General features: G+C 46.4%; 29 protein-coding genes. 27 read left to right on the top strand and 2 right to left on the bottom strand.

All coding sequences use genetic code 11. From position 1 onward, the window contains the following. Positions 1–62: 62 nt before the first annotated feature. Positions 63–494: a helix-turn-helix domain-containing protein gene (locus NST23_RS18900; RefSeq protein ID WP_340964372.1), complete on the bottom strand. Its 432-nt coding sequence runs from the start codon at positions 492–494 to the stop codon at positions 63–65. A gap of 159 nt (positions 495–653) precedes the next feature. On the opposite strand from NST23_RS18900, the gene NST23_RS18895 reads away from it, so the two are divergent. The 19 genes from NST23_RS18895 to NST23_RS18805 all read left to right on the top strand — a co-directional run bounded on the left by NST23_RS18895 (position 654) and on the right by NST23_RS18805 (position 15,463). Then, positions 654–893 carry a helix-turn-helix domain-containing protein gene (locus tag NST23_RS18895; protein WP_340964370.1) on the top strand — a complete coding sequence of 80 codons (240 nt, stop codon included), beginning with the start codon at positions 654–656 and terminating at the stop codon, positions 891–893. A gap of 12 nt (positions 894–905) precedes the next feature. Continuing rightward, positions 906–1,124: a DNA-binding protein gene (locus NST23_RS18890; protein WP_340964368.1), complete on the top strand. Its 219-nt coding sequence runs from the start codon at positions 906–908 to the stop codon at positions 1,122–1,124. A 109-nt stretch (positions 1,125–1,233) separates the two neighbouring features. After that, complete coding sequence (locus NST23_RS18885) at positions 1,234–1,788, top strand: XRE family transcriptional regulator (protein WP_340964366.1); 555 nt, start codon at positions 1,234–1,236, stop codon at positions 1,786–1,788. Beyond that, the gene (locus tag NST23_RS18880) at positions 1,785–1,961 is read left to right on the top strand and encodes a hypothetical protein (RefSeq protein WP_340964364.1); all 177 of its coding nucleotides are present in this window, start codon (positions 1,785–1,787) and stop codon (positions 1,959–1,961) included. The genes NST23_RS18885 and NST23_RS18880 overlap by 4 nt, the downstream gene beginning before the upstream one ends. Next, on the top strand, positions 1,958–2,128 hold the full coding sequence (locus NST23_RS18875; protein ID WP_173597757.1) for a hypothetical protein: 171 nt from the start codon (positions 1,958–1,960) through the stop codon (positions 2,126–2,128). Before NST23_RS18880 ends, NST23_RS18875 begins: the two co-directional genes overlap by 4 nt. 55 nt (positions 2,129–2,183) lie before the next feature. Further along, positions 2,184–2,717 carry a hypothetical protein gene (locus tag NST23_RS18870; RefSeq protein WP_340964363.1) on the top strand — a complete coding sequence of 178 codons (534 nt, stop codon included), beginning with the start codon at positions 2,184–2,186 and terminating at the stop codon, positions 2,715–2,717. Positions 2,718–2,889: 172 nt separating this feature from the next. Beyond that, positions 2,890–3,021 carry a hypothetical protein gene (locus tag NST23_RS18865; RefSeq protein WP_340964360.1) on the top strand — a complete coding sequence of 44 codons (132 nt, stop codon included), beginning with the start codon at positions 2,890–2,892 and terminating at the stop codon, positions 3,019–3,021. 105 nt (positions 3,022–3,126) lie between these two features. Beyond that, positions 3,127–4,062 (top strand): hypothetical protein, encoded by a 936-nt coding sequence (locus NST23_RS18860; RefSeq protein ID WP_340964357.1) that lies wholly within the window; start codon positions 3,127–3,129, stop codon positions 4,060–4,062. After that, complete coding sequence (locus NST23_RS18855; RefSeq protein WP_340964355.1) at positions 4,062–6,209, top strand: hypothetical protein; 2,148 nt, start codon at positions 4,062–4,064, stop codon at positions 6,207–6,209. The genes NST23_RS18860 and NST23_RS18855 overlap by 1 nt, the downstream gene beginning before the upstream one ends. Next, a complete protein-coding gene (locus NST23_RS18850) occupies positions 6,199–8,073 on the top strand; it encodes an ATP-dependent helicase (RefSeq protein WP_340964354.1) in 1,875 nt (624 codons plus the stop codon). Before NST23_RS18855 ends, NST23_RS18850 begins: the two co-directional genes overlap by 11 nt. Continuing rightward, a complete protein-coding gene (locus NST23_RS18845) occupies positions 8,070–8,234 on the top strand; it encodes a DUF6906 family protein (protein ID WP_340964352.1) in 165 nt (54 codons plus the stop codon). The genes NST23_RS18850 and NST23_RS18845 overlap by 4 nt, the downstream gene beginning before the upstream one ends. A gap of 223 nt (positions 8,235–8,457) precedes the next feature. Further along, positions 8,458–9,315, top strand: coding sequence for a DnaD domain protein (locus NST23_RS18840; protein WP_340964351.1), 858 nt, complete (start codon positions 8,458–8,460; stop codon positions 9,313–9,315). After that, positions 9,200–9,949, top strand: a complete 750-nt coding sequence (locus NST23_RS18835) for a DnaA ATPase domain-containing protein (protein ID WP_340964349.1) — start codon at positions 9,200–9,202, stop codon at positions 9,947–9,949. Before NST23_RS18840 ends, NST23_RS18835 begins: the two co-directional genes overlap by 116 nt. A 5-nt stretch (positions 9,950–9,954) precedes the next feature. Then, entirely contained in the window at positions 9,955–11,334 is a 1,380-nt protein-coding gene (gene dnaB / locus NST23_RS18830) for a replicative DNA helicase (protein ID WP_445662493.1), read from the top strand. Positions 11,335–11,348: 14 nt separating this feature from the next. Next, positions 11,349–11,501, top strand: a complete 153-nt coding sequence (locus NST23_RS18825; protein WP_340964347.1) for a hypothetical protein — start codon at positions 11,349–11,351, stop codon at positions 11,499–11,501. Between the two features lie 11 nt (positions 11,502–11,512). Next, a complete protein-coding gene (locus tag NST23_RS18820; protein ID WP_340964345.1) occupies positions 11,513–11,998 on the top strand; it encodes a RusA family crossover junction endodeoxyribonuclease in 486 nt (161 codons plus the stop codon). Positions 11,999–12,064: 66 nt separating this feature from the next. Further along, positions 12,065–13,018, top strand: a complete 954-nt coding sequence (locus tag NST23_RS28485; RefSeq protein ID WP_445662492.1) for a hypothetical protein — start codon at positions 12,065–12,067, stop codon at positions 13,016–13,018. Positions 13,019–13,594: 576 nt separating this feature from the next. Continuing rightward, positions 13,595–14,968: an MrcB family domain-containing protein gene (locus tag NST23_RS18810; protein ID WP_340964343.1), complete on the top strand. Its 1,374-nt coding sequence runs from the start codon at positions 13,595–13,597 to the stop codon at positions 14,966–14,968. 108 nt (positions 14,969–15,076) lie between these two features. Beyond that, positions 15,077–15,463, top strand: a complete 387-nt coding sequence (locus tag NST23_RS18805; RefSeq protein ID WP_340964341.1) for an ArpU family phage packaging/lysis transcriptional regulator — start codon at positions 15,077–15,079, stop codon at positions 15,461–15,463. A 111-nt stretch (positions 15,464–15,574) separates the two neighbouring features. Here NST23_RS18805 and NST23_RS18800 read toward each other — a convergent pair whose 3' ends face one another. Then, a complete protein-coding gene (locus NST23_RS18800) occupies positions 15,575–16,201 on the bottom strand; it encodes a hypothetical protein (RefSeq protein ID WP_340964339.1) in 627 nt (208 codons plus the stop codon). An 880-nt stretch (positions 16,202–17,081) separates the two neighbouring features. Between NST23_RS18800 and NST23_RS18795 the strand changes: the two genes are divergently transcribed. The 8 genes from NST23_RS18795 to NST23_RS18760 all read left to right on the top strand — a co-directional run bounded on the left by NST23_RS18795 (position 17,082) and on the right by NST23_RS18760 (position 23,848). Continuing rightward, positions 17,082–18,164: a ParA family protein gene (locus tag NST23_RS18795; protein WP_340964338.1), complete on the top strand. Its 1,083-nt coding sequence runs from the start codon at positions 17,082–17,084 to the stop codon at positions 18,162–18,164. Positions 18,165–18,207: 43 nt separating this feature from the next. After that, on the top strand, positions 18,208–18,702 hold the full coding sequence (locus NST23_RS18790) for a hypothetical protein (RefSeq protein ID WP_340964336.1): 495 nt from the start codon (positions 18,208–18,210) through the stop codon (positions 18,700–18,702). A gap of 218 nt (positions 18,703–18,920) precedes the next feature. Then, positions 18,921–20,216 (top strand): site-specific DNA-methyltransferase, encoded by a 1,296-nt coding sequence (locus NST23_RS18785; protein WP_340964334.1) that lies wholly within the window; start codon positions 18,921–18,923, stop codon positions 20,214–20,216. A gap of 137 nt (positions 20,217–20,353) precedes the next feature. Next, a complete protein-coding gene (locus NST23_RS18780; RefSeq protein WP_340964333.1) occupies positions 20,354–20,587 on the top strand; it encodes a hypothetical protein in 234 nt (77 codons plus the stop codon). 52 nt (positions 20,588–20,639) lie between these two features. Continuing rightward, complete coding sequence (locus NST23_RS18775) at positions 20,640–21,245, top strand: hypothetical protein (RefSeq protein ID WP_340964331.1); 606 nt, start codon at positions 20,640–20,642, stop codon at positions 21,243–21,245. 99 nt (positions 21,246–21,344) lie between these two features. After that, entirely contained in the window at positions 21,345–21,761 is a 417-nt protein-coding gene (locus NST23_RS18770; protein WP_340964328.1) for a hypothetical protein, read from the top strand. A gap of 79 nt (positions 21,762–21,840) precedes the next feature. After that, complete coding sequence (locus NST23_RS18765) at positions 21,841–22,464, top strand: hypothetical protein (protein ID WP_340964325.1); 624 nt, start codon at positions 21,841–21,843, stop codon at positions 22,462–22,464. After that, positions 22,445–23,848 (top strand): terminase large subunit domain-containing protein, encoded by a 1,404-nt coding sequence (locus tag NST23_RS18760; RefSeq protein WP_340964322.1) that lies wholly within the window; start codon positions 22,445–22,447, stop codon positions 23,846–23,848. Before NST23_RS18765 ends, NST23_RS18760 begins: the two co-directional genes overlap by 20 nt. Positions 23,849–23,862 lie beyond the last annotated feature (14 nt).

Below are 23,862 nucleotides of genomic sequence, written 5' to 3'. Positions count from 1 at the left end.
AAAAAGCAAACGTACGTTCGGTTATATAGTAGAAATAAAAACCCTGGCTTGTCCAGGGTCATTTATTTTCCAGATTTTTTATTCTGCTCCAGAACCCTCGCTTTGTGCTTCCTAAACTCTTCTAGTTTCCACTTTGCTGTTTCAGGTAGCTCCTCGAGCAAAAATTCCTTTTCGTCATCCGGCAATGAGTCAAAGTCATGGAAAGCTCTACTAATTGTCTTAGCTAGTTCAGATATTGAAGAACTCGTACCCTCGTTCGCGGTTTTCTTTTCAGTAGAAGATTGATCTTCAGTGCGCCCTGTTAGTATGAAATCAGAGGTTGTATCACAGATCTCCGCAATTTTAGCAACATCTTCAACACTTGGAGGAGTGTAATCACGTTCCCAATTAGAGACTTTTTGTGAAGAAACATTAACTCGAACAGCGAATTGTTCTTGAGTCCAGTTCTTAGTTTTTCTAAGTCTCTTTATTCTCTGGCCGACCGTTTCCAGCACAAATCACCTCCATATATTAATATTATCAACAACTAACGTAATTCGGTAGTGAACTAACGAAAAATGAGAAATTATTGAAAAGTCATGTTGACATTAACGAAATCCGTTAGTATAATCAAACTAACGAAATTGGTTAATTGAAAGAAGAGGTGATCTTGAATGGTACATTTGAATGTAGAACGTATTAGGAAAGCAAAAGGTGTTACAAAAACCCATTTAGCTCAAAAACTTAATCTTTCCTTACAAGGGTACAGACATATTACTTCTGGTAATGTTCGATTAGATGTTGAGAGATTAGGTGTAATTGCATTCGTATTAGGTGTTGAGCCAGCTGTTTTTTTTGATGATGAACTAACGGATTCCGTTATAAGAGAGATGTCTAGTTCAAAGCCAGCCTAGGGAGTGAATGTAATGACAAAGCAAAGAATTACGGACGTTGATCAACTGCCCTTGATGATGAAAATGCGTGATGTAGCCAACGTAATGGACATTGCCCTGCGCCGTGCATATGAGTTGGCTCAGAACCCAACTTTTCCAAAGATCGTTGTAGGTAAATCGATCCGTGTACCAAGGGATGCTTTCTTCCGTTGGCTGGATCAAGAAACCCCACCGAAAGAGGTATCCGCATGATCGCCTCTAAAGGAACCCCCTCGGTGGGAGCCGAGGGAGAGTCTGGAAGATGAGCAAATTCATTGTATCTCATAAAACTACAAAGCGAAGGTAAGGAGTGAACGAACGGATGAGCGCAAATGAATTCGGCCACCAGTTAGGAAATGCGCTAATGGAAGCTAACATGACGCAAATGACATTTGGATTCGAAGCACATGTAAGCAGAGAAGCGGTATCTGCTTACAAAAATGGACGAGCTGTAGCTCCACCGGATGTGAAATCAAAATCGATTCTTCTTACTGATAACGCGTTTCTGGCAATGGCTGCAGCTCACGAATCTACCGCAGGGACAAGCCCGGTGATCCTTGACGGCGATAACGTAGATCTAAACCGGCACACAGCCGTTGCCAAGACAGTCGAGGAAGTCGAAGAGCTCCTGGATGCGATCAAGAAGGCCCAAGCAATTTTAATTAAGCCGCCGAAGAGCCTTACGACGCAAGAACGTCAGCAGCTAGAGAAGTTGATACAGGAAACCCTCGACGTGATCACCTCAACCACCAACATGGCCGCTGTAATTTGTAGGGAAGTCAAGCTTTCCTGGGTGTATCAATGGACACACCATAAAGCCAAACTGGCCAAACGAGGATTTCTAAAAATAGTGACCGGGGGAGGTGGGGTGAAATGACGAAGGCTCAGGATTGGAATAGCCGGGTGCTGGAAGTGTTGGAGCAAACCTATCCATATGACGCAAAGCAGATGGCTCTCTTTGTACAAGAGGGGGAAAGGCAAAATCAGCTGTATGCTGAACGGTTGAACGAATTTCGGAAACAAGTTGAAGAGAGGGAGGGAACAGCGTGAATATCCAAACACTGCGGATGCAGCTCCACTTTTATCAACGGATGATGATCATTGCTAAAACGGCTGGAGACTTAGTTGCTCATGAAGTCTATAAGCAAATAACACGGGAATTGACCGAACAAATCCAAGACAAAGAAAAAACCGCCTGCTCGCAACAGACGGCCTAACGAAAATATTCGATACCGGAAGAATAACACATTCCTTAAAGGGAGGGCAACCCATATGAAAAGCAGCACGCTGAGCAACATCACAAGAGCTCGCTCGTTGATTACGGAGACCACTAACCTGTCGGCGCTTCTCAATGAAGAAAAGCAAGCCTTAAAAGATACGGAGCAGCAGTTGGAGCAACTGGCCAAGAAGCAAATCGATGTGCAAAACAAGGTGAACCATTTGGACATGTCCATAGGCGACAACATTCTGGAACTGGTAAGCATTATGGCAAAGCTGGTCAGAGATCGCTTGGAAAACGTGTACAGCAGCAATCCTGAGCGGTTCGTTGAAGAGGATGGGACGATTGATTTGCAACAGGACGATCTCTTTGCCCAAGAGACAGAGGAATTGTTAGACCTCTTTGAATATCACGATCAGGTCTACAGCCGCGAATACATCCGCGATTACGTGTGGGAAAAGCTGGACCGTTCCGTTTTTACCGTAGCCGAGGAAACGGTTCGTGAGATGTATCAGGATTCCGCTGCATATCGGAAAAATCCTCTCGGGTACCACGGATTAAGTCAGCGGGATTTTCTCGCCGGTTAAAGAGTCGAAACTGGGGCTTGCCGCCTCAGTCGCAGGGGAATGACCATTCCCTGCCTGATGAGACTGGTCATACATAAGCGAGGTCACAACGGGAGCAGTCATCGGAGCTGTGACGGCTGGCAGAGAGGTTGGGCTGCTGGCGACCTCGTGGCTAAGAAAGGGGGGAGTGAAAATGTCAGAAGTAAAACATGGCGGTTGCGCTGATTGCAAAAGCAAAGAACAGACAGTGTTATCAAGTGTTGATGTTCCTGGACAAACAGTAGGAAAAGCAGTGTGCGACAAATGCCTGTCTCAGCAAAAATAAAAGACCCAGCGCTGCAACGCTGAGCCATTAGGTGAAACGCTGTTAGAATTCGGTTATTTCTAGCCTAGCGTGTTCGCCTCCAAAAAACAAGTGGGAGGTACGTAAATGAGTAATGAGCTGGCGGTAATCACAAGCCTCGGTGATGGCAATGTTTTTGTCAAGAAAACGGATGGAGGGCAAATTCGCTCCGTAAAAGGAAGAATGGCCCTTTCCGAAAAGCAAGGCGAAATCGCAGTGATTCAAGACAAAGGGATGGTAACGGCAAAGGGGTTTAACAAACTGAATCAGATTGCCGGCCTTTCCATTGTAACCCCCGAAAAACTAACGCTTCCTGAAGGGCACACGGTGGTCAATCCTTATCCGATCATTGATCCCGAGAGTGGAACGATCAGCAAGGTCTGGGTCAAAAAACTTGCGATCGGCTTCAGCCCTATTGGGAACCTCGTGATTACATCTGCAACACTTCTCTACGATGTGAACATGTATTTCATTCAAGACCTGACCAACAAGGTCAAATATAACAAAGACGCTGGTCGGGTTTGCATGGAGGCCATGCTGACAGAAGAAGAAAAGAGAAGTGGCGGATTCTACAAAATCCAAGGCCCTCTTGGTGTATACGTGGATTTCACCCACAAAGAAATTCTCAAAGCAGTAGATACCTTCATCAATAAAAAGCAGTTTGCTGAGCGGAATGCTCAAACCATTTGCGAGCGCTTGGTGATGTCCAAGCATCCTGCATTGGCTTATCCATACGTGGAAGTAAGTGGCCCTGAAAAAAATCGTGTGGCAGCTGTTACCGTGGTCGGCTATGTGAACGAGTTTGACCGTAAACAGCTTTTGGAAATATCCACCCAGGCTGAGCGCGGAGAAGAAATCAAGGTGAACGGCCAACGTGCTGAGATCATCGAAACTACTGCCGAAGCCACTACCGAAGATATGATCATCGATCAGGAAGAAGATGAGTTTTCCGTATCCTCTGGGCATCAGGGCGATCTGTTCAGCCGCGCTGCTTCCGCTGGTGAAGGCGAGGTGAAGTTCTGATGAGCAAAATCCAAGCGATCACCATGCAGAATCTGAAAGGAACGACGGCCAAGCAGCCTCTGACCGGAAAAGACATCTTCATTGGCCGGAACGGATCGGGTAAGACCACCCGCCTCCAAGCGTTGCAAATGTCCATGCTCGGTTATGTGCCAGGGAACGGAAAGAGAGCATTGGACAATTACAAATTCTCTTCTGATGAAAACGTGATGAGCGTAGGGCTGGAGCTCGAGGGATTCAAGTTCACCCGCACATTTGAACGGACCACGAAGCTTACAAAGGGCATACCGAATGTAACCATCTCCGAATCAATTACAGTTTCTCCGGCACGCGGGGAACGGACCGAAACCGACCGGAAGGCGCGTGTTGCCGCAGAGGTAGGAAACTTCCCGGTGATGTTGGATTTCAACGAATTTCTCACTCTTTCCGATTCCAAACGCCGTGATTTCATCTATGGCCTGAGCGCCGGCATCCAAGGGGGATGGAACAAAGAACGAGTCGCCCAGTATCTTGAGGAACGGCTGCTGACGATGGAGATTGAGGTCAATTCTCCCGATCTGCATCAGGCATTAACGGAGACCATTGCCGCAGTCTTGTTCGAATACAAGGACGGCATGTCGATCGATGAAGGGCTGCTCGCAATGCGCGGGTATGTCTCCCGAGAATGGTCCACGTGGAAAGAGAAGGCCAAGAATGCAGAAGGCGCCATTAAGCAGCTGGCTGAGCAAAAAAATAAGATGGCGGAAACGGATCGGAACATTGAGGCAAACAAGCAGGAGCTGGCCGAGATTCGTGAACAGCTGGTACAAGTGGAAGCTCAGTTGGCAAGGGATACAGAGAAGAAAAAAGCCATTGATCGCAGGATCTCCAGACTGCAAGAACTGGCAACGGTGATTGAACGCCTATCTTCTCAGACGCCAGAATCTACAGACTGGATTGATCAGCAAATCGATGCGTTGGAAGCTCAGATGATACATGTTGCCGACACTACCGAATTCGATGCCCTTTCCATAGAAAGAGCCAACCTGCAAAAAGAAGTCAACAATATTCAGCAACACGAAATCACTCAATTGAATCAGGACGTTGCCCGCCTTACCGCGGAAAAAGCCTCCATTCAGCAAACATTGGATACCATCAACAAAACAAAAGGGGTCTGCGTAATTCAGAGCCAGATCGCTTGCAACAAGGATTTTTCAGCATATATCGAATACGCTGCTTCGGAGATTGCACAAAAAGACGAAGCGATAAACAGGCATCACGAATACTTGAAAACCGCTGAGAAATCCATTCAACAGCGGCAGGAACGGATTATGGAGATTGAGCAACGGTTGTCAGTCATTATGCAGCAGACAAACCGAAATCAGCAGGAAAATGCGGAACGAGCCAAATCAATCAAAAACCTGCAGGCACAGAAATCGGCCATACTAGGCGCGGAGCAAAAGCGACTTGATGACCTGAAGCGTGCCCAGGAAGAACGGGACAAGCTGCAAAATGAGCCAGTCGAAGCCATTGCTCCCCTTGATTTGTTGGGGACCCGTCGGAACGGTCTGCGTGACCAAATCACTCAACTGCAGGCAAAGGTTGAGGAGCAAGAAAAGGTACGGAATCAGATGGCTACTCTCCGCACCTCCATGCTGGCGAACAAAGAGGCGGAATTCAAATCAGAGGCTTTCAAAATGCTGGATCAAGCGCTTGGAGCAAAAGGGATTCAGGGAGAGATCGTCAAGACAATGCTGGAGCCCATGAGGGAAGATATTGAGGCCAATCTGCGAGTGTTGGGGATCAATTACCCTGTTTTCTTCCAAACGGAATCGGACACAGGGCAGGAAATCTTCCAGTTTGGCTGGGAGGACAGCAGCCAGCGTCGCAACTTTGATGCGCTGTCTACTGGTCAGCAGATGATCTTCCTGATCGCTTTCCTGGTGGCTGTGTTGGATCGGGCGAAACCTCCGATCAAGGTGCTTGCGTTGGATAACATCGAGAACCTCGATGAAACGAACCTGCGAAACGTCCTGTACGGTTTGGACAAGCTCTCTGACAAACTCGACAACATTCTGATTGCTGGCGTGGTTGACCCCCATGATATTATCCCAGCCGGGTGGTCGGTGCATCCCATCGGCTTGAAGGAGGTAGCAGAAGATGTCGCTTAACCTTCTTCAGGGATTAAACGAAGAACAGTCAGCCGCTGCCACATCGAAGGAGCCGGTCATTCTATGTTTGGCTGGTGCCGGTACTGGTAAGACAAAGACGCTCACGACGCGCATTTCCTATCTGTATGAGGAAAAGAGGGTGGGGACCAGCAATATGCTGGCACTCACCTTCACTCGCCTGGCAGGACTGGAAATGAAGGAGCGGATCGCTCACCTCATCGGTGAAGAAGAGGCAATGAAACTATTCTGCAATACCTTTCACTCCTTCTGCGTCAGCGTGCTGCGTGAATGGGGCCATCGGGTTGGACTGGAACCCAACTTCTCGATTTATGACCAGGAGGACCAAGAGGCCATCATTGCGGCCATCCTCGATGAGTTCAGATACGATGCGAAGGTGCGGCAAGTATTGGACGATATTGCCCTGCTGGTTCGTGGTGGAGAAGGGAAATTCCGCTCTTACGAATCGGAGCAAGCAGCACGGGAATATCTCTTTCGGTTAAAACAGAGCAATGCCATCAGCTTGGATGATTTGCTTACCAAAACCTTGGAACTGATGAGACAAGACGACATCGCTACATACTATCGAAATCAGTACAAGTACGTATATGTGGACGAGTTTCAGGACACCGACAATGTGCAGATGGACATTATCCGGGCAATGGCTCCAGAGAATCTGTTCGTTGTAGGGGACGATTATCAAGCGATTTACGGGTTTCGCGGGGCGAATGTGCAGAACATCCTGGACTTCCCAAAACAGTATCCCAATTGTGAAGTGATCAAGCTGGAACGGAATTATCGATCAACGGCTCCAATCGTGGAAGCCGCCAACACTCTGATTAAACATAACGAGAACCGAACGGATAAAAGGCTTGTGAACGAACGAGACGGCCAACCGATCGAGCTGGTTGAAGCTCCGCTTACGGTGGAGGAAGAGGCCCATTATGTGGTGGCAACAGCTTACTTCCATGTCCAGAAAGGAGGGAAGCTCTCGGATATCGCAGTGCTGGCGCGGACGAATGGACAGCTTGAAATTATAAAGGAGAAGCTTGCCGAGGCAAAGATGGCAGCGGTGGTCGTGAACAAGCACGCTGATCCGCTTAAACGGACGGACATCAAAAAACTAATCAGCTTCATGTCCCTGGTGGTCAATCCAAAGGATGAAAAGGCGCTCTGGTCCTGCATTAACTTCCCTGCCAACCGGATGACGGACCTTGAAAGGGCAACCTTGCTCTCCAAACCAAACTGGTCAAGTGAGCGGCCCTTGGATGTATTACGGGCAGAAGGAAGCCCAAAGGTGCAGGATTTCGCCAGAATCGTTGACACATTACGAAACTTTGATGAGATCCAGTTTTTTGACATCGATGCTTACGAGGCGATGAGACAAGCTGGGTATGCTATCGGATTAAAAGCCTATTACGAAGAGAAGGGCCTGCAGAACCGTATCGACGATATGCTGGCAGCTCTACGATACGTGAAGCGTTGGTGCCTCCAGCAAGAGGCGGCCGGTGAGCGGAATAACATCGAAGCCTTTCTGAAATGGATGCGAATCCGAGACATACAGGATTACTTCCGCAAAGACGAGGACGCGGTTCAACTCCTCACCGTCCACGGTTCCAAAGGTCTTGAATTCGACACGGTGATCCTGGTCGGGATGAATCAGGGCACATTTCCATCAAAGAGGACAGTCGACATGGAGGAGGAACGGCGCCTGATGTATGTGGCCGTTACGCGGGCAAAGAGAAGGCTCATTCTCACCCGGCCACGTGAGATCGCTTTATACGGCAAAAAGTTCTTCCAACCTGGTCCCAGCCAGTTCATTAGGGAAATGGGTCTCATGCCTGCTGTGGAGGAGGTGGGACTGTGAAACGGCGTAGCTTGCAGCTGAAAGAAAAGATTCTGTTGAAACAACTCGAACCGAAATTGCAACCGGACAACTGGTTGATTATTAAGAAGCATCCAACAGCTTGGCATTTGGAGCATAAAGAGTCAGGCAAGGTAAAGGTCGTTGAATTAAGAGCCTCTTAACAATGAGGAGGTCGCGATGGTCGGAGACGTTTATGAGTTTCGTTTTATGCGCTGGGAGGTTGCCAAAACCTTCTGGCGCAACGGGGAACAATGGGCAAGGTTAAAGTGCCTAACCAAGAGGAAAAAGCCATGGGAAGTTCCAATGACGTTCCTCACATTGATGGAGAAAACACGGAAAGTGTCTTAATCAAAACAAAATCGAAAAAAGCGGAGGTGATGATGGTTGAACTACATACGTGAGCTTAATGCCTTCTACGATCGGCTCGAAACAAGCCCACTATCGACATCTGCAATTGCTTTATGGCATGCGTTAATGCACATAAACAATAAAGCTGGATGGATAGATACGTTTGCTGTAGCTGTATCTGTGTTAAGCATTAAGACCGGCCTCTCTGAGCGAACCATCACCAACGCAAGGCATGAGTTGAAACAAAAAGGTTTTATCGACTTCCAGTCGCGTAAAGGCAACAAATCAGCAATGTACAAAATGATCAGTTTGTCGGCAATAAATGCCGACAGTTTTTCCTACAATCTTTCCGACAGTTCTTCCGACAGTGTTTCCGGCAATGCTTCCGCATTATTTAAACAAAACAATACTAAACCAATTAATCTTCTACCTGCTACGCATGCGCGAAGTGATGATGATCCATTTCTGATCTATCAGCAAGAAATCGGTAAGTTCACGGAGACAATCAAGGACAACATGATTGATTGGCTCGATGGTGGCTATTTTGAAGAGCCTAAATCGATTCTCGTCGAGGCCATAAAGGAGGCTGCCATCCATGAGAAGAGATCGTGGGCTTACATTGACCGGGTTCTTCGGCGCTGCCTGCAGGAGAATGTTAAGACTCTGGAGGAAATGCGCCAAAAGAAAGCCGATCATGAACAAGCCAAAATGGCAAAGGTAACGCCAATTAGAGGGGGGGACGCTGGTGCAGTCAATCAGCGCAGAAGAGCTCATACAGATGTTCCAAAACCTATCACAAAAGGCGAAGCAGGACGCCTCAACAAGCCGGACAACTACAACGAGCGCATGCTCCAAGTGCATGGACAAGGGTGGCTTCCTGACGACGTCATCTGACGGCCATGAGGTGTGGCGGGTTTGCGAGTGCCAGGAGCAAGCGAAAATTGAGCGATTGTTCCGCGCAAGCCAAATCACTCCCGGCTTTCAGCATATGGGATTCAAAAACTTTGATTTGGATCGGCCACAAGTGGTACTGGATGCTTACGTGGCAGCGACGGATTATTACAAGGCATTTCACGAGATCCGGAAGACAAGACAAAACAGCATCGCACTTCTGGGGGCTGTCGGCAGCGGAAAAACACATTTGCTGATGGCGATCGCAAACAACCTCATCAAGCAGCGAATCCCGGTGATGTACTTCCCGTGGGTGGAAGGATTCAACAACATCAAGGATGACCTGGACAGGCTGGATGAGAAGGTGACGAAGCTGCAACATGTCGATGTGCTCTACATCGATGACCTATTCAAAGGCCGAACGACTCCTACAGCGTTCCAGCTCGAGCAACTATTCGCAATCGTCAATTTCCGGTACTTGAACAATCTGCCGCTGCTCGTTTCCTCGGAGCGAGACATTGACGAGATATCGGATATCGATGATGCAATTGGCTCTCGGATTTACGAGATGACCAGAGACTACAACGTGACCCTGCGCGGCGAAGGTTTGAACTATCGCTTGGAAGGGAGGGCATAGGAGCCATGTTCGATCGATTACCACCGCAGAACCTTGAGGCAGAGCAGTCCGTCCTGGGCGCCATCTTCCTCAGCAAGCAAGCGATAGAAACGGCATCTGAACGGCTGACTGCCGAGGATTTCTATCCGGCCAATCATCAGCGAATATTCAGCGTCATGCTGGAGCTCTACGATGCGGACAAGCCTATCGACCTGGTTACCGTGACTGCCGAGCTGCAAGACAAAAAGCTGCTTGAAGAAGTCGGAGGGATCGCTTACCTGACCAATTTGGCCAGCTCGGTGCCAACCGCAGCGAACGTGGGATATTACGCGGAGATCGTGGCGGAAAAAGCGTACCGTCGGCGTGTGATTGAGGCCAACACAAAAGCTATCAACCAAGCCTATGAGAGTGAAACCGTTGATGAACTGATTGCCGAGCAAGAACGCATTGCCATGGATTTGGGGGAGAAACGGAAAAGCAGCTCCGATTTCGTTCCCATCAAGGATGCCATGATGGATGCCTATGAGGAGATTGACCGCCTCAGTACTCGCAAGACGGAGATCACTGGTGTACCTTCTGGCTATTCAGATTTGGACGCAATGACCGGAGGGTTCCAGCGATCAGATTTGATCATCCTGGCTGCGCGGCCTTCCGTTGGGAAAACCGCCTTTGCATTGAATATCGCCCAAAACATCGGCATCAAGACAGGGGAAACGGTCGCCATCTTTTCACTTGAGATGAGCACACTGCAGCTGGTCAAGCGGATGATTTGTGCGGAAGGAAATATCGATGCTTCCAAGATGCGGAATGGCGGCTTTGAGGGCGACGATTGGGAGCGAATGACCAGAGCAATCGGAAACTTGGCGAAAGCGAAGATTTTCATCGATGACTCCCCTGGTCTGACGGTTCAGGAGATTCGGAGAAAGGCGAGAAAGCTCAAACAGCAGCATGGACTCGGCATGATCTTGATCGATTACCTGCAACTGGTTCACTGCGTTTCTAAGGGGAACAGACAAGAGCAAGTCTCCGAGGTCTCCCGCATGCTTAAAGCGATCGCCCGAGAAATGGACGTACCGGTGATTGCACTTTCACAGCTCAGTCGCTCGGTCGAGCAGCGTCAAGACAAACGCCCGATGATGTCCGATATCCGTGAATCCGGATCTATTGAGCAGGACGCCGATATCGTTGCCTTTCTGTATCGTGACGACTATTACGACAAGGAATCTGCCAACAAGAACGTCGTCGAGGTCATCATTGCTAAGCAACGGAACGGTCCGACCGGTACAGTCGAGCTCGCATTCCTGAAAGAGCATAACAAGTTCGTCAGCATCGATCACCGGTTCGAAAGGCAATCACCTGCGGACAAGCCGGCAGATGATGATGAAAAGGACAGAACATGGAGATAGGGGAGAAATGACGCATGAAATTACTACGTGAAGTGCTGCTTGCCAATCTGATCAAACACGGCATTACAGAGGCGTGCGGCAAACCTGTTGAAGAAGCATCACTCGATGAATTGCAAGACGAATGGCATCGTTATGAAATGCAGCGCAATCCAAAGCAAACGCCTTAGGGAGACGGATGATGTTATCACCTCGACTCGTGATCCCCTTACTGATGGAAAAACGTCGGCGGAATCCGACCACGCAAAAGATGGAGAACATATGGGTCGTTCCAACATGGAACCATCTGTACATCATCGTCAAAAACCGTCCAACACTCGGAAAGTGGGGGGAGCTGTACAAACAGCGGGTAGCCGATGCAGCACTGGAATGGGCTATGGATAATGACTGGGTATCGGTTGAAGGCAGGAAAGTTATTCTCCGGACATGGATTTACTGGAACGACGGGAAAGACAAGGACTGCCACAACACTGATAAAGCGTGGGCTGATGCTCTCGAAGGCATCATCTACGATGACGATAGTCAGGCTCTGATCCAGTATCAGGATTTTGAAATTGACCGGGCCAACCCGCGCATCGAGATTGAGCCGGTAATTGGCAGCCCGATCATTAAGGACAAGCCTAAGCGGAAAAAAACAACCAGAAATCAGATGGTTTTGGATTTGTAAAACCCAAGGGAGGGTGTGGAAGATGAGCTGTCCCCCTCACCATTTCAAATTAGGGAGGAATATAGAATGCCGTACATTGATTTCAAATCTGTTGTCAAGAAAGTGAATCTGAAACCAGGTGGCAAGAAGGAAATTGTGTTGGAGGTTTCAGATAACGGATTGGACGGAAAACTTGACAGTTTATCCGAGATGATCGATTGCAAGGTAGACGTGTCGATGGAATCCCTGATTGTCAACTACAACGTCACGATCAACGCGAAAACAAATGAGCCCTTGAAAACTTACAAGGTTGACGACAAAGGCGTTGTCTCAGAAGTGAAGCCCCAAGGGGAACAAATTGAAGCAGATCTGGGACTTCCCCCAGAAAAGGTACCTATCAAAGAACAAACTGAGCAGGCCGAATTGGAAGTGATCGATGAGTTTATCACCAGCGGTATGTCACCTAGCTATGATGATCTGCCTTATGACTTCCAAAGCATCATCAAGCGTAAATACGAGGGTGAAACCTACATGAAGATGGCAAGTGAGTTGGGTATCTCTAGCGGTAAGATCGTCGAGCTGGTCGATGAGTACCGAAAGCGTGTTGCCCCACTTGCAATGAAATGGAACGAGTGGAGACAAGGGAAAGACAAAGCAGAAACTCAAAGTGGAAAATCCGAGGCTACTGACGACAATCCTCAATCCGATGCAAAGAATGTAGAAAACGACGTCGATTCTGAACAAGATAATGATCCACAAAGCAGAGGGGAATCAGATGATTCCGATGGTCCGGCTGCCTCCGTTGATAAAGAGGCACTAGAGCAATTTATTTTGAGCGGACAAGCTCCCATATTTGAAGATATCCCATACGACTTCCCTGAACTGTTAAAACGTAAGTTGTCCGGAGAAACATGGATGCAAATTGCGAACTCGCTCGGTACATCATCAACCAAAATGCAAAGTGCCTGGTCCAAATACAAGAAGCTTGTCGCTGAGCATATGGCAAAATCCAACAACGGCGGGGAACAAGGGGCAGCGTAATGCTGCTCCCTTCTGAAAGGTGGGTAAATGTATGCCAGTGGTAAAACCGAACCCCAACCATCCCTGGAGAAGATCCTGTATTCTCACGCGGGATGTGAATGAATTTATCAAGAAATCAGGCACCCACCCTTGGGTGAATAACTATAAAATTGGTGGCGGCATGCAGCCTTGGAATGGGAGGAAGTAAATCTTATTTGGGATAAGCTTTCCCATCTCCACTGAATAACTGTCTGACTTTAGCATATTGCCTGACGGGGAGATCCGGAAAGACAACGACACACTCTCCGCCAGTAGTTTCAAATGTGAAGGGCACCATCAGTTTTACGAGCTCATGCTTGATAGCCTTTTGACGGCTCCAGGGAATGAGGTAATAGAAAGACTTGCTCATAGATTCACGCTCCTTTGCATGAAAGATAGCATAGGAAGTTGGGACAAAAATAGTAAAAGAGGATAACTCACTAAGAAGGTGGTGAATAAAATGTATATTGCAAAAATGAAAAATGCGTGTTTTAATATTGATAAAATCATGTTGTATTTTAAAGTCATAATGGCAAAGATAAAAGGAGTGAATGACTCGTGAATCATTCTTTAGGCGGAAAAATTAAAGAAATGAGACTGAAAATAGGTGCTACTTTAACGGATGTTAGCTTGAAAACAGGTGTAAACCTACCGAAGCTCTCTAGAATTGAAAACAACAGTTCACCTGTAACTAGTGAAGAATTGATTTCGCTCGCTACATACTTTGGGACTTCAATCGATCAGCTGTTAGATTTTCAGCCAAGTGCAGCGACACCAATCAATTTGGACAATTTCAACTTGCAAACAGGGTTTGAACGAATCTTGAAAGAATATCCTGTTGCTTCTATGGAAGATCTAAAGGGGCACGAGTTGGGGAATTTCGTAAGAAATAATATGGTAGACATCTTAAAGAAACAACTGAATTTAGACACCTCTGAGATAAAAGTAATTGGATCTGTTGGACAGGGAAATTGGGCTGAGGTTCCGTGGATTGTGTTATGTCATCGACAGATTACTGAATCTGCCCAACGTGGTGTTTACGTTGTTTATTTGTTTAAAGCAGATTGTTCTGGATTTTATCTATCCCTCAATCAAGGTTGGACTTTCTTTGAGGAGAAATATAAAGGTAAGCTCGGTCGAAAGAAGATTAAAGTTATCTCTGATAATCTAAGAGCTAAGCTAAAGCCGTTTACACCAAACGACCTTTCGCTTGAGGAGATCGATTTAAAGGGACGAGGTAGATTGGCGGTAGGATATATGCTTGGTCATATTACAGGGAAGTATTACCCTGCCGAATCACTTCCTTCATCAATTGAACTAATTAACGACCTGAAAACGATGTTGAAACTGTACGAGCACGTTCGCTTTTTGATAGCCGGTCGGAAGGTTGAAGAGTTCAATGAGGCCATGCTTCTTCATGAGGATAATCTCTATTTTGAGCAATCGGAGGATGAGGAAGCGTATCAAACAACAATTGAACATGTTATTGGTGAAGACGATGCCAGAGAGATTATTCTTGAGGAGAACGACGATAATCCAGAAGAGGCACCACATCCTATTAAAGATTCCTCAGGTTCACATAAGTGGCCTAGGGATGCAAAGAAAGCTGCCAAAGCTATAAAAATGGCAAAATTTAAATGTTCGTACGATGGATCTCACACTACCTTTATTTCTGCTTTGACGGGCAAGCCATACGTTGAGGCTCACCATCTAGTTCCGCTTGGAAAACAGGATCGCTTTAGGGTAAAGCTGGATAAAATCGCAAACATTGTCCCTCTATGCCCGGTATGTCACCGACTTATTCATCTCGGTTGTGATGAAGATAAACAGCGGATGGTTGATGTCCTTTACGAGCAACGTCGTGAGGATTTACTCAAGGTTGGAATAGATGTAAGTCTTCTAGAGTTAAGAACTATATACGGCCTTAAGTAAGTAGAGAGTTGCTATCCGCGGAGAAAAACAAAAGCCCCCTTTTCCGGGAGCCCAATGTATTCTGCCAAGAAAATTATACCATTGGAACCGGACAAGGGGGAATGGAAGATGAGCGCTCCAGAGCAATTATCCTTTCTGCAACCAGTGAACGAAAGAGAGGTCCGTAAGGCTGTTGTAAAAGAGCTGAAGGCATACAAAGCCCTCCGTGTCGCCGTACAAAACAAACAAGAGCAGGCCGAGAAGGGGATTGATCAGCTTTTTCCAAGGTTGCATCAGTCAGAGACAAAAAATGACCTGAAAGCGAGACAGATCGAGCGGGCACTCCAATATTCACTGGATGAAATAGAAAGGAAGATCATTGAGGAGAAGTACCTCAGCCCGGCAAGAGTAAACGACATCAACGTGTACCTGGATTTGGGACTGACGAAAGACCAATACTATATCAAAAAGCGCGAGGCGATATTCCAGCTCGCGACGGCACTCAGGATCATTTGAGTGCCGTTATTTATTTTCAAATATCAGACTGTTATCTTATTTTTTTGCTATTGTTACGCATTATATCTAGCGGAATATATCTTGGTACACTTACTGGTACCCATTAAGGCGCTATTTCGTTTTTAATGAGGCAATTATATCTGAGTAGCCATTAACTTTCGGCAACCCTAAAATTTGAGCTTCAATAGACTCCATGAATTTAACATATTCGTTTTTTGTATATGTCTTAATAATGTCAACTGATTGCAAATCAGTGAGATTTTCTACATAATCGAACCCTTCGTGTTCTAACAGGCACACAAATCCGTTTTCTTCGAAGGTGTTCCGAACAGCCTTTAAGGCACCTGCAAGATGGTTATTATAAATTCCATTTGTAACTTCGTGCTTTACCATAGTTAGGCAGTCAAAAAAACGCAGTTTATTAATAATAAGTGTGTGTTTATCAATATTTTTATAAGCAGGCATTAATTCATAAGCTGCTTTTTTGTTATATTTTTTCAACCTTTCCTCTTGTGCTTGGGCTATCCGCATTGTTTCCACCTCTTTTCTTGAAAAAATGCCCTTTTTAATTTCGTGTAGAAGACCTTGTTTTTTTAAACTAAAAAGCCGCTGTTTAGAGATTTCTAGTCGTTCCATTACTTCACTCGAAGTCATCAGATGTTGTTCCACGATTAGCTCTAGTAACTTCTCACCATTAATCCCTGAAATTAGCTGATCCAAATCAATATACTGAGCCATAAACTTCACTCCAAACTGTTTACTTTGTAATCAGATTATAACGACATCTAGTTACTTTGTAAATAGTTATAAAACCTTTGGTTTGTTTTGTTTCATAGGTATTCCTTTGTTAAGCTTCTATCTTTGATAGAATTGTAAGAACTTCGACAAAAAGTAGGACAAAAACCGGAGAAAAATATGGAAAAAAACGAGGACAAAATGCTGGACGTTTTTATTTGGCCGGATCGGTACCCTTGAGATAAGAGTTTTGCTCTTGGGAGATACCGTATCGCTCCCTTATCAAAACGGTACTCGGGGCGAAACGTAGGGGCGATGAGTGTTGCAGTCAAACAGGCAGAGCAACAGGAGTCCTATATGCGCGCATGACGACAAGAGCATGCACACTCCAAAAGGGTGTAAGGTGCGGCGGGCGCTACGGAGGATGCAGTTTTTATGTATCTTTTGTTCTGCGTTTTTGTGTCTGTCGCGCTCGCGAATCACATCGACTCCCGTCTGCCTGGGTGATCGTTGAGTGCTAATAATTAGGGGGATGTAGTGGACAGGGAGTATTGTTGCGAGGGTAGGCCGCCGCGCTCCTCGATCCCTGTCCAGTACCTCTCATATCCGATACGCCGATCCTCCTCAAGAGTGCAGTGGACGTGTCATTGTCGGCAAGTAAGGGGAAAACTCGCTGGTTCGGGCTTGCAGGCCCAGTTGCACCACCTCCTACAGTCTGTGACCGCAGCAGGCATAGTATTGTCTATCGGTAGTAGCACAGCAAACAAAATAATATCGAAGAGAACAGAAATATATTTGTCGTTTATTGTCGTTTAATATGGATATAAATAGTGTAGGAAAATAGTCCTTAATGTCGAATGCAGAGAGGAGGAGGGGATGTAGAATGGGGGAAATAACCAAAAGGTATGTGCTATGGAATAATAAAGGTGGGGTCGGAAAGAGTACTTTAGCGTTTCATTTAGGTTCCTTGTATGCAGAAAATAACCCAGATGAAAAGGTTCTTGTGCTCGATTTATGCCCCCAAGCTAATGCTACGATGACATATTTGGGAGGAGGAACGACAGGAGAAAATCATTTAATACAGATGCAACAACGAGCGAATCCAGAAACAATAGTAGGGTATTTTATGCATCAACTGCAGCAAATGGGGGCTACACAGCGCCAAGGTCAGATTAATGTCTTTAATTATGTTAAACAAGTTTCACAGTATAACAATAATGTTCCAAGTAATCTATACTTAATACCTGGTGATGGAAATCTTGAATTAATGCTGTCCTCTGTATCCTACTATGCGAATCCTCAAGCACAAGCTCTAGCTATTACGAACGCTTGGCGAAATGTTTTGATGTGGGCTAGGGATTTATGCGATGTGATTGCTGAAAGTATCGAAGGAAACATTGTTGTTTTTATTGATACAAATCCTAGTTTTGCACTGTATACCCAGCAAGCTATAGTAGCATCAGATCAGGTAATTGTCCCATTCAATGCAGATGATTCATCAAGGGCTGGGGTTGGAGCCCTCTTTGGATTAATTTATGGCTTAAACATTCCACACCCTGTATATCAAAATTATAATTTTTCAACTCTCGCAAGGCAATCTGGAATAAATCTGCCCCTGATTCATTTGTTTGTGGGAAACAGATTTACACAGTTTCAAGGTACTGCACGAGCTTTTGCTGGATTAGCAAATATAATTCAACAAACGGCATGGACTAATTATCAGAGCGATCCAAATAATTTTACCCCATCAACAACACCAATATTAACATCGAGTGATTTTTCAAATGAGTATTGTGTTGATTTAAGAGACTTTAACTCAGCTGGAGTAGTAGCTGCCAATTATGGAACACCGCTTTTTAGATTAAATCCAGGACATTACTTCATTTATGGAACAAGGACACAAGTAAATCCAGATCAAATAGATGCTTGTCGTCTTGCACTCGACAATGTAATAGGGAAATTGTAGGCACCCAAGTGGTGCTTTTTTCATGGGAGGTGGGTGAGATGTAATGAGACAATTTGTTGACCCTGATACAGGCGAAGTATTCTATAAAGAGCAAATTCTCCGGCGTCCTGATGAGATCGTCAAAGTTTTCCGTCCATCAGGGCGTAGCGCAAAATTCGTAAAGATCAAAGCCAGCCAGAAGGCAAAGCGACGGCTCAGGAAGCTGTCACTCGCTGAGGCTGGTTTTTTGTTGAAGGTCATCCCTTATGCCAGCGAGGGGACTAACCTTCTCGAGGGAGACAATGAGCGCGGCCAGAAAGGCATACCGCTCACCGTCAAGGACCTCGCCAGAGTTGCCGATTGCTCTTATCCGCAGGCCAGAAAGACCGTCAAGTCATTCATTGAGCAGCGGATTCTCCGGCGCGTTGAGACCGCCGGTAGGACGGCACTGGCAATCAACCCGTTGTTCTCACTTAACGGGAAGGCAGCGGAAACATCTCTCTTGCAGCTATTCAGACAGGAGATCACGGAGGCTGGGGAAGACCCGAATCCCGAATAGGGGGTCGCCAGAATGCAACAGCCTCCAAAGTCTTGAGCCTCTAAGTGTTATCGCCATTTTTCAAAGTGATACAAAACGTATACTTTTCCACCTGAATAGTAGTCGTTTCGTATTACTCAAAAAAGTACCGCCAACCCTACAGCAGCAGGAATTACAGCCGTTTTGGGGCTGGCAATATTCTTTATTCTTACTTTATTGCCACGAAGGAGCTGAGCAGCATGGACATACGAAAGATTCCAGTCTCAATGATCAAGGCTGCTGAGTATAATCCACGGATCGATCTGCAACCAGGTGATCCCGAATATGAAAAGCTAAAGCGTTCCCTCGAGGAGTTTGGTTACGTTGAGCCTCTTGTCTGGAACGAGCGAACCGGAAACCTTGTTGGTGGACACCAGCGGTTCAAAATCCTCACCAATGAACAGCGTGCTGCAGAGGTTGAGGTCTCAGTTGTTAATCTGGATGACACCCACGAAAAGGCACTCAATCTGGCGTTGAACAAAATCAGCGGAGGTTGGGATGAAGAGAAACTGGCCCAGGTACTGGCTGAACTGCAGGAAAGCGAATTGGACATCACTCTGTCTGGTTTTAACGATGAGGAAGTCACGGAAATGCTCAGTGAGTACATGGACATTCAAGTGGAGGATCCAGTCGTTGATGATGATTTCGACGTTCAGCAGGCGTTGGATGAGATCCACGAGCCCGAAACGAAACAAGGAGATATCTGGCGTCTGGGGAGACATTTGCTGATGTGTGGTGATTCAACAAGTCAGCAGGATGTGGAAACGCTCATGGGCGGAGTTAAAGCCGCACTGGTTGTGACCGACCCTCCGTATAACGTGGCATTCAAGAGTGAATCTGCGGAACTGGCTGCGGATGGCAGAGAGAGCATCATGAACGATGATATGCCTATGGAGCGATTCATTGAATTCCTGGATAAAGTTTTCCTGAACTATTCATCTGTTATGGACCCAAAGGCTGCGATCTATGTTTTCCATCCGTCGCTGTATCAGCGTGAATTTGAAAATGCAATGAATAAAGCCGACATCGTCGTTAGAACGCAATGTGTGTGGGTGAAAAATGCGGCAACCTTCGGGTTTGCTCAGTACAAATACAAGCATGAACCTGTATTTTATGCTCATTTGAAGGGCAAGGCACCTGCTTGGTACGGTGATCGAAAGCAAACCACTGTTTGGCGGGCTGGATTACCTGATGAACAGCAGGAACCAGAGACAGTATGGGAGGTATCCCGCGGGGACGTCAGTAAGTATGTCCATCCAACACAAAAACCACTCGACCTTTTGGCAATTCCGATCGGTAATAGTAGTCAAAAGGACGACATCGTTGTGGATCTCTTCGGCGGCAGCGGCTCTACACTCATGACCTGCGAGCAGATGGGACGCAGTTGCAGAACCATGGAGCTTGATCCGAAATTTTGCGATGTCATAAAGAAACGCTTCTACGAGGTGACAGGCATAGAGCCAGTATTGGTCAGTCGTCAGGGAGAAGCAGCTTAAAAAGCAAAAGGAGGACGCGCGAACGTCCCCCTAAGCACCCGGGTCACCCCGGCTGAGATAGCGAAATCTGCGGCCGCAGTTGTCATCATCACTCGCTATCTCGTTTTCCATTTTACAGGAAAGCCGAGGGTGTCTCAATGAAAAATACAAACAAGTGTTCTTTGTCTGTTTCTGACGATCTTCTGCTGAAGCATGAAATTGAAGTATTGGAAGGCATTTTGGAATCAAAGGCACAGTACAGGAAAGTCGTCAAAGCTGCCATCGGCAAATGGGTCAAAGACTTCCAATCCGGTCACATCGAAATTAAAACGGTGGATGACCTGAAGAAGCTTATAGAGCTAGATATAAAGCTGCAAAAGGACGAGCTATGAGGAAAGGGAAAATTTTTACTCCTGTCGAAACATGTAGATGGGAGGGATTAGCTTGGATAAAGTTAAAGGTGGAAAGATTATTGGGCTTATAGGTGTTTTTACAATAGTGGTGCTGCTTGTAATCGGAATTGCTTTTAAAATACCAAAACCGGGTATAGATTCAAGTGCATTGATTGGATTTTTAGGTGCAATTATTGGGGGATCGTTTACTCTTTTAGGGGTAAAGATTACTGATAATGCTCAGCATCGAAGGGAATTTCTTAATTCGTTCAGATCTCGATTTAGCAAGGCAAGGTATGTACAAATAAGAATTAGAGACGTTTTAAATGATCTTAATAGCTGTAAGAGCTCTAAACTAGAACACCAATGTATCGCTGATTGTCTAAATATCCTTTTAAGCGAGTGTTACGAATTAATGGACAGAGCTGGTGAAATAAGTATAGAAGCCCATGATGCTATTTACAGTTGTCTTGGGTTTGCTGGAAGTTGGTCGAAATATACTATCCATGGGCAATTTGAGAATGTGCAGATAGACACCTCAGTAGATAAATTTATGTATTTTTACAATAGGATGGAAGAATGCCTAAACACGTTTAATGATGAGGTTGAAAAGCTAATAAAAGAATATGATAAATATTCAAATCAGAGAGCGTCTTAAATAGGCGCCTGTTTTCTTTTCATCGGGTGGTGTGTGAGTAGAAGAAAAGGAATAGTTGTTCTTTTGTTGAACTTCTGTAACTCAGGAGGGATACGAATAATGAGAAGATTCATCCATGCTCTCGTTATGCCTTTTTTAGCCATAATGATGGTTATAGGAATGATTTATACCATAATTGAAGATGCAAACGGTCTAAGTAAATGGAGTGATCTTACGAAGAACCTTGCTCAGATCAATGTAACTTTAGCGTTGGGGTATGCTGCTTTGGTTGCTGGTATCGCAGCAGCGTTAAAACATGCAGGAAAATTTGCACAGCATAAAGATGACCTTTACGGAATGATAAAGGCGTTTGTTTACTTTATAGTCATGAATTTGTGGATGTACATGTGGTCATTTTCAAAAACGCTTGCTATAGCAAACGTGGTGGCTTTTTTGGGAACGATCTGGACTTTTGGATATTTGAGTAAACATTTTTTAAGAGTAATACGAGAAATGTTAAATGCTGAAGAAAGATAAGCGATGGTGCACTTAAAAGGGTGCATCTTTTTTATTTTCCAAAAACAACCCCATGGAGTGGTAGGTGGTGTAAATGTAGATGGCACGAAACCCAGAAAAAAAGAGGTGCAAAGCAAGGAGTAAACAACAAGGCGAACAATGCAAAAACTGGGCAAAACCCGGCTGGGACGTGTGCCGATTCCACGGGGCTGGCGGTGGTGCCCCACCTCGCAACATCAACGCTGTCAAAACAGGCGAATACCAGTCTATCTGGATGGATGCTCTGACTCCTGAGCAGGCGCAAGTGCTTGATCGCATCGATCTCGACCCTGTCAGCCAAGCCGATGATGAAATTCGTTTGCTATCCTGGCGTGAACGCGAAATGATGATGCGCATTCGCAAATTGACAGAAGGGTTAACCGAGAAGCAACGGCGTGTCCTTCAGGAGAGGCTGACCATCAAAGAGCCGGTGCAAGTTCATAACGAGAAATCAGGGGAAACGAAAACCTTTATCCGTTCCCGCGACGAGTTGGTTACAACAGAGATTGAGGAGACCGAGTACCGAGCAATTGAGGATATTCTCGCTTTGGAAGAAGCTCTGACCCGCGTCCAGGACAAAAAATTAAAGGCCATTCAATTGAAGGCGCAGCTGGTCAACAATGGTGGCAGTCCTGAGAAGGAAATCATCGTGCGGAGGTGGTCACGTGACAAGCCTAACGCTTGATCCTTTCACGGATTGGACTCCTCATGCAAAACAGATTGAGGTCATGGAGTGCGACGCTCGAAATGTGGTCATGAACTGCGGTCGTCGTGGTGGCAAAACCAACGTAGGTGCCCGCAAATTCTTCGACAACATCCTGGCCGACATTGAAGCAGGAAAGGGACTGCCGTATAAGCCGCCACGCAACCTGAAAGTCATGAAAAAGCCGAAGCCGCGGTTGGAATATTGGTGTGTATCGCCGACCTACTCCATGTCTGAAATTCAGCAGGAAGAGCTGGCAGCGGTAATCCCGGAAGAGATGATTGAGAACTGGGACGCATCAAAAAACCGTATCTGGCTGAAAGGGTACATTCTCATTCAGTTCAAGTCCGCTGACAGGCCGAAAACGCTCGTTGGTAAAGGTTTGAGTGGGGTGTGGCTGGATGAGGCATCGAAAATGAAGGCCGATACTTGGAGTGGTTATCTCTCCTATGCTCTCGCTGATAAAGGCGGCTGGAGCGTTTGGACGACCACGCCTGAAGGAATGAACTGGTTCTATCATGAAATCGTCTTGAACGGTCAACACACGCCAGCTGGAGGGCATTTGGAAGAGTACCGGAACGACCCGGAGTGGCGCAATTTCTACTGGACCAGCAAGGACAATCCACTGCCTGAGCTGCAGCGGAATATACAGCGCATGATCGAGACCATGCCGAAGCGATATGTTGACCGGGAGATTTTTGCCCGGTTCGATGTGTTTTTTGGGCAGGTGTATGAAGAGTTTGACCGCTCTGTTCACGTTATCCCGCAATCCCTCTGCCGACAGAAGTTTGAAAACGGCGATTTTGTACTGGTTGAGGCGGGGAAGGACTGGGGCTTTACTAATCCCGGTGTCACTTTGGTTGGTGCAATGACAGCCAACGGAGAACTATGGATCGTCGATGCCATCTATAAACGCCAGATGGAAATCCTCATCCCGGGTGATCCGAATTGCTGGGTGGCTCAGGATAAAGAGCTGATGAAAAAGTGGAAGATCAGATTGTTTTGGTGCGACGAGGAGGACCCGAGTAACATCAAGACCTATCAGACGAACGGCCTGCCGGCAAAAGCGGCCAAGAAGCATCTAAAGCCTGGTATCCGTGCCGTTTCATCGCTGTTTACGGTGAAAACGGACAACGGACGGCCAAACATCTTCATCAGCGATCACCTGAAAGATGTGATTCAGGAACTGACAAACTACCGGTATCCGGAAGGAGCTTCCGGGGAAAAAGCGGAGATTCCGCTCAAGGAAAACGACCACTCTATGGACGCGCTGCGGTACCTTGTATGGAACAGCAAGACGTTCCACCAGTTACTGATAGCCAGGTTCAAAGTGATTCCGTGGAAAGTTGCCGACGATGCGGCGTAAAGGGGGTGAAAAAG

It is taken from the genome of Brevibacillus sp. FSL K6-0770 (assembly GCF_038000275.1).
Classification (GTDB): domain Bacteria; phylum Bacillota; class Bacilli; order Brevibacillales; family Brevibacillaceae; genus Brevibacillus; species Brevibacillus parabrevis.
Note: the sequence above shows the minus strand (reverse complement) of the source record. Positions and strands in the feature narration are given on the sequence as shown.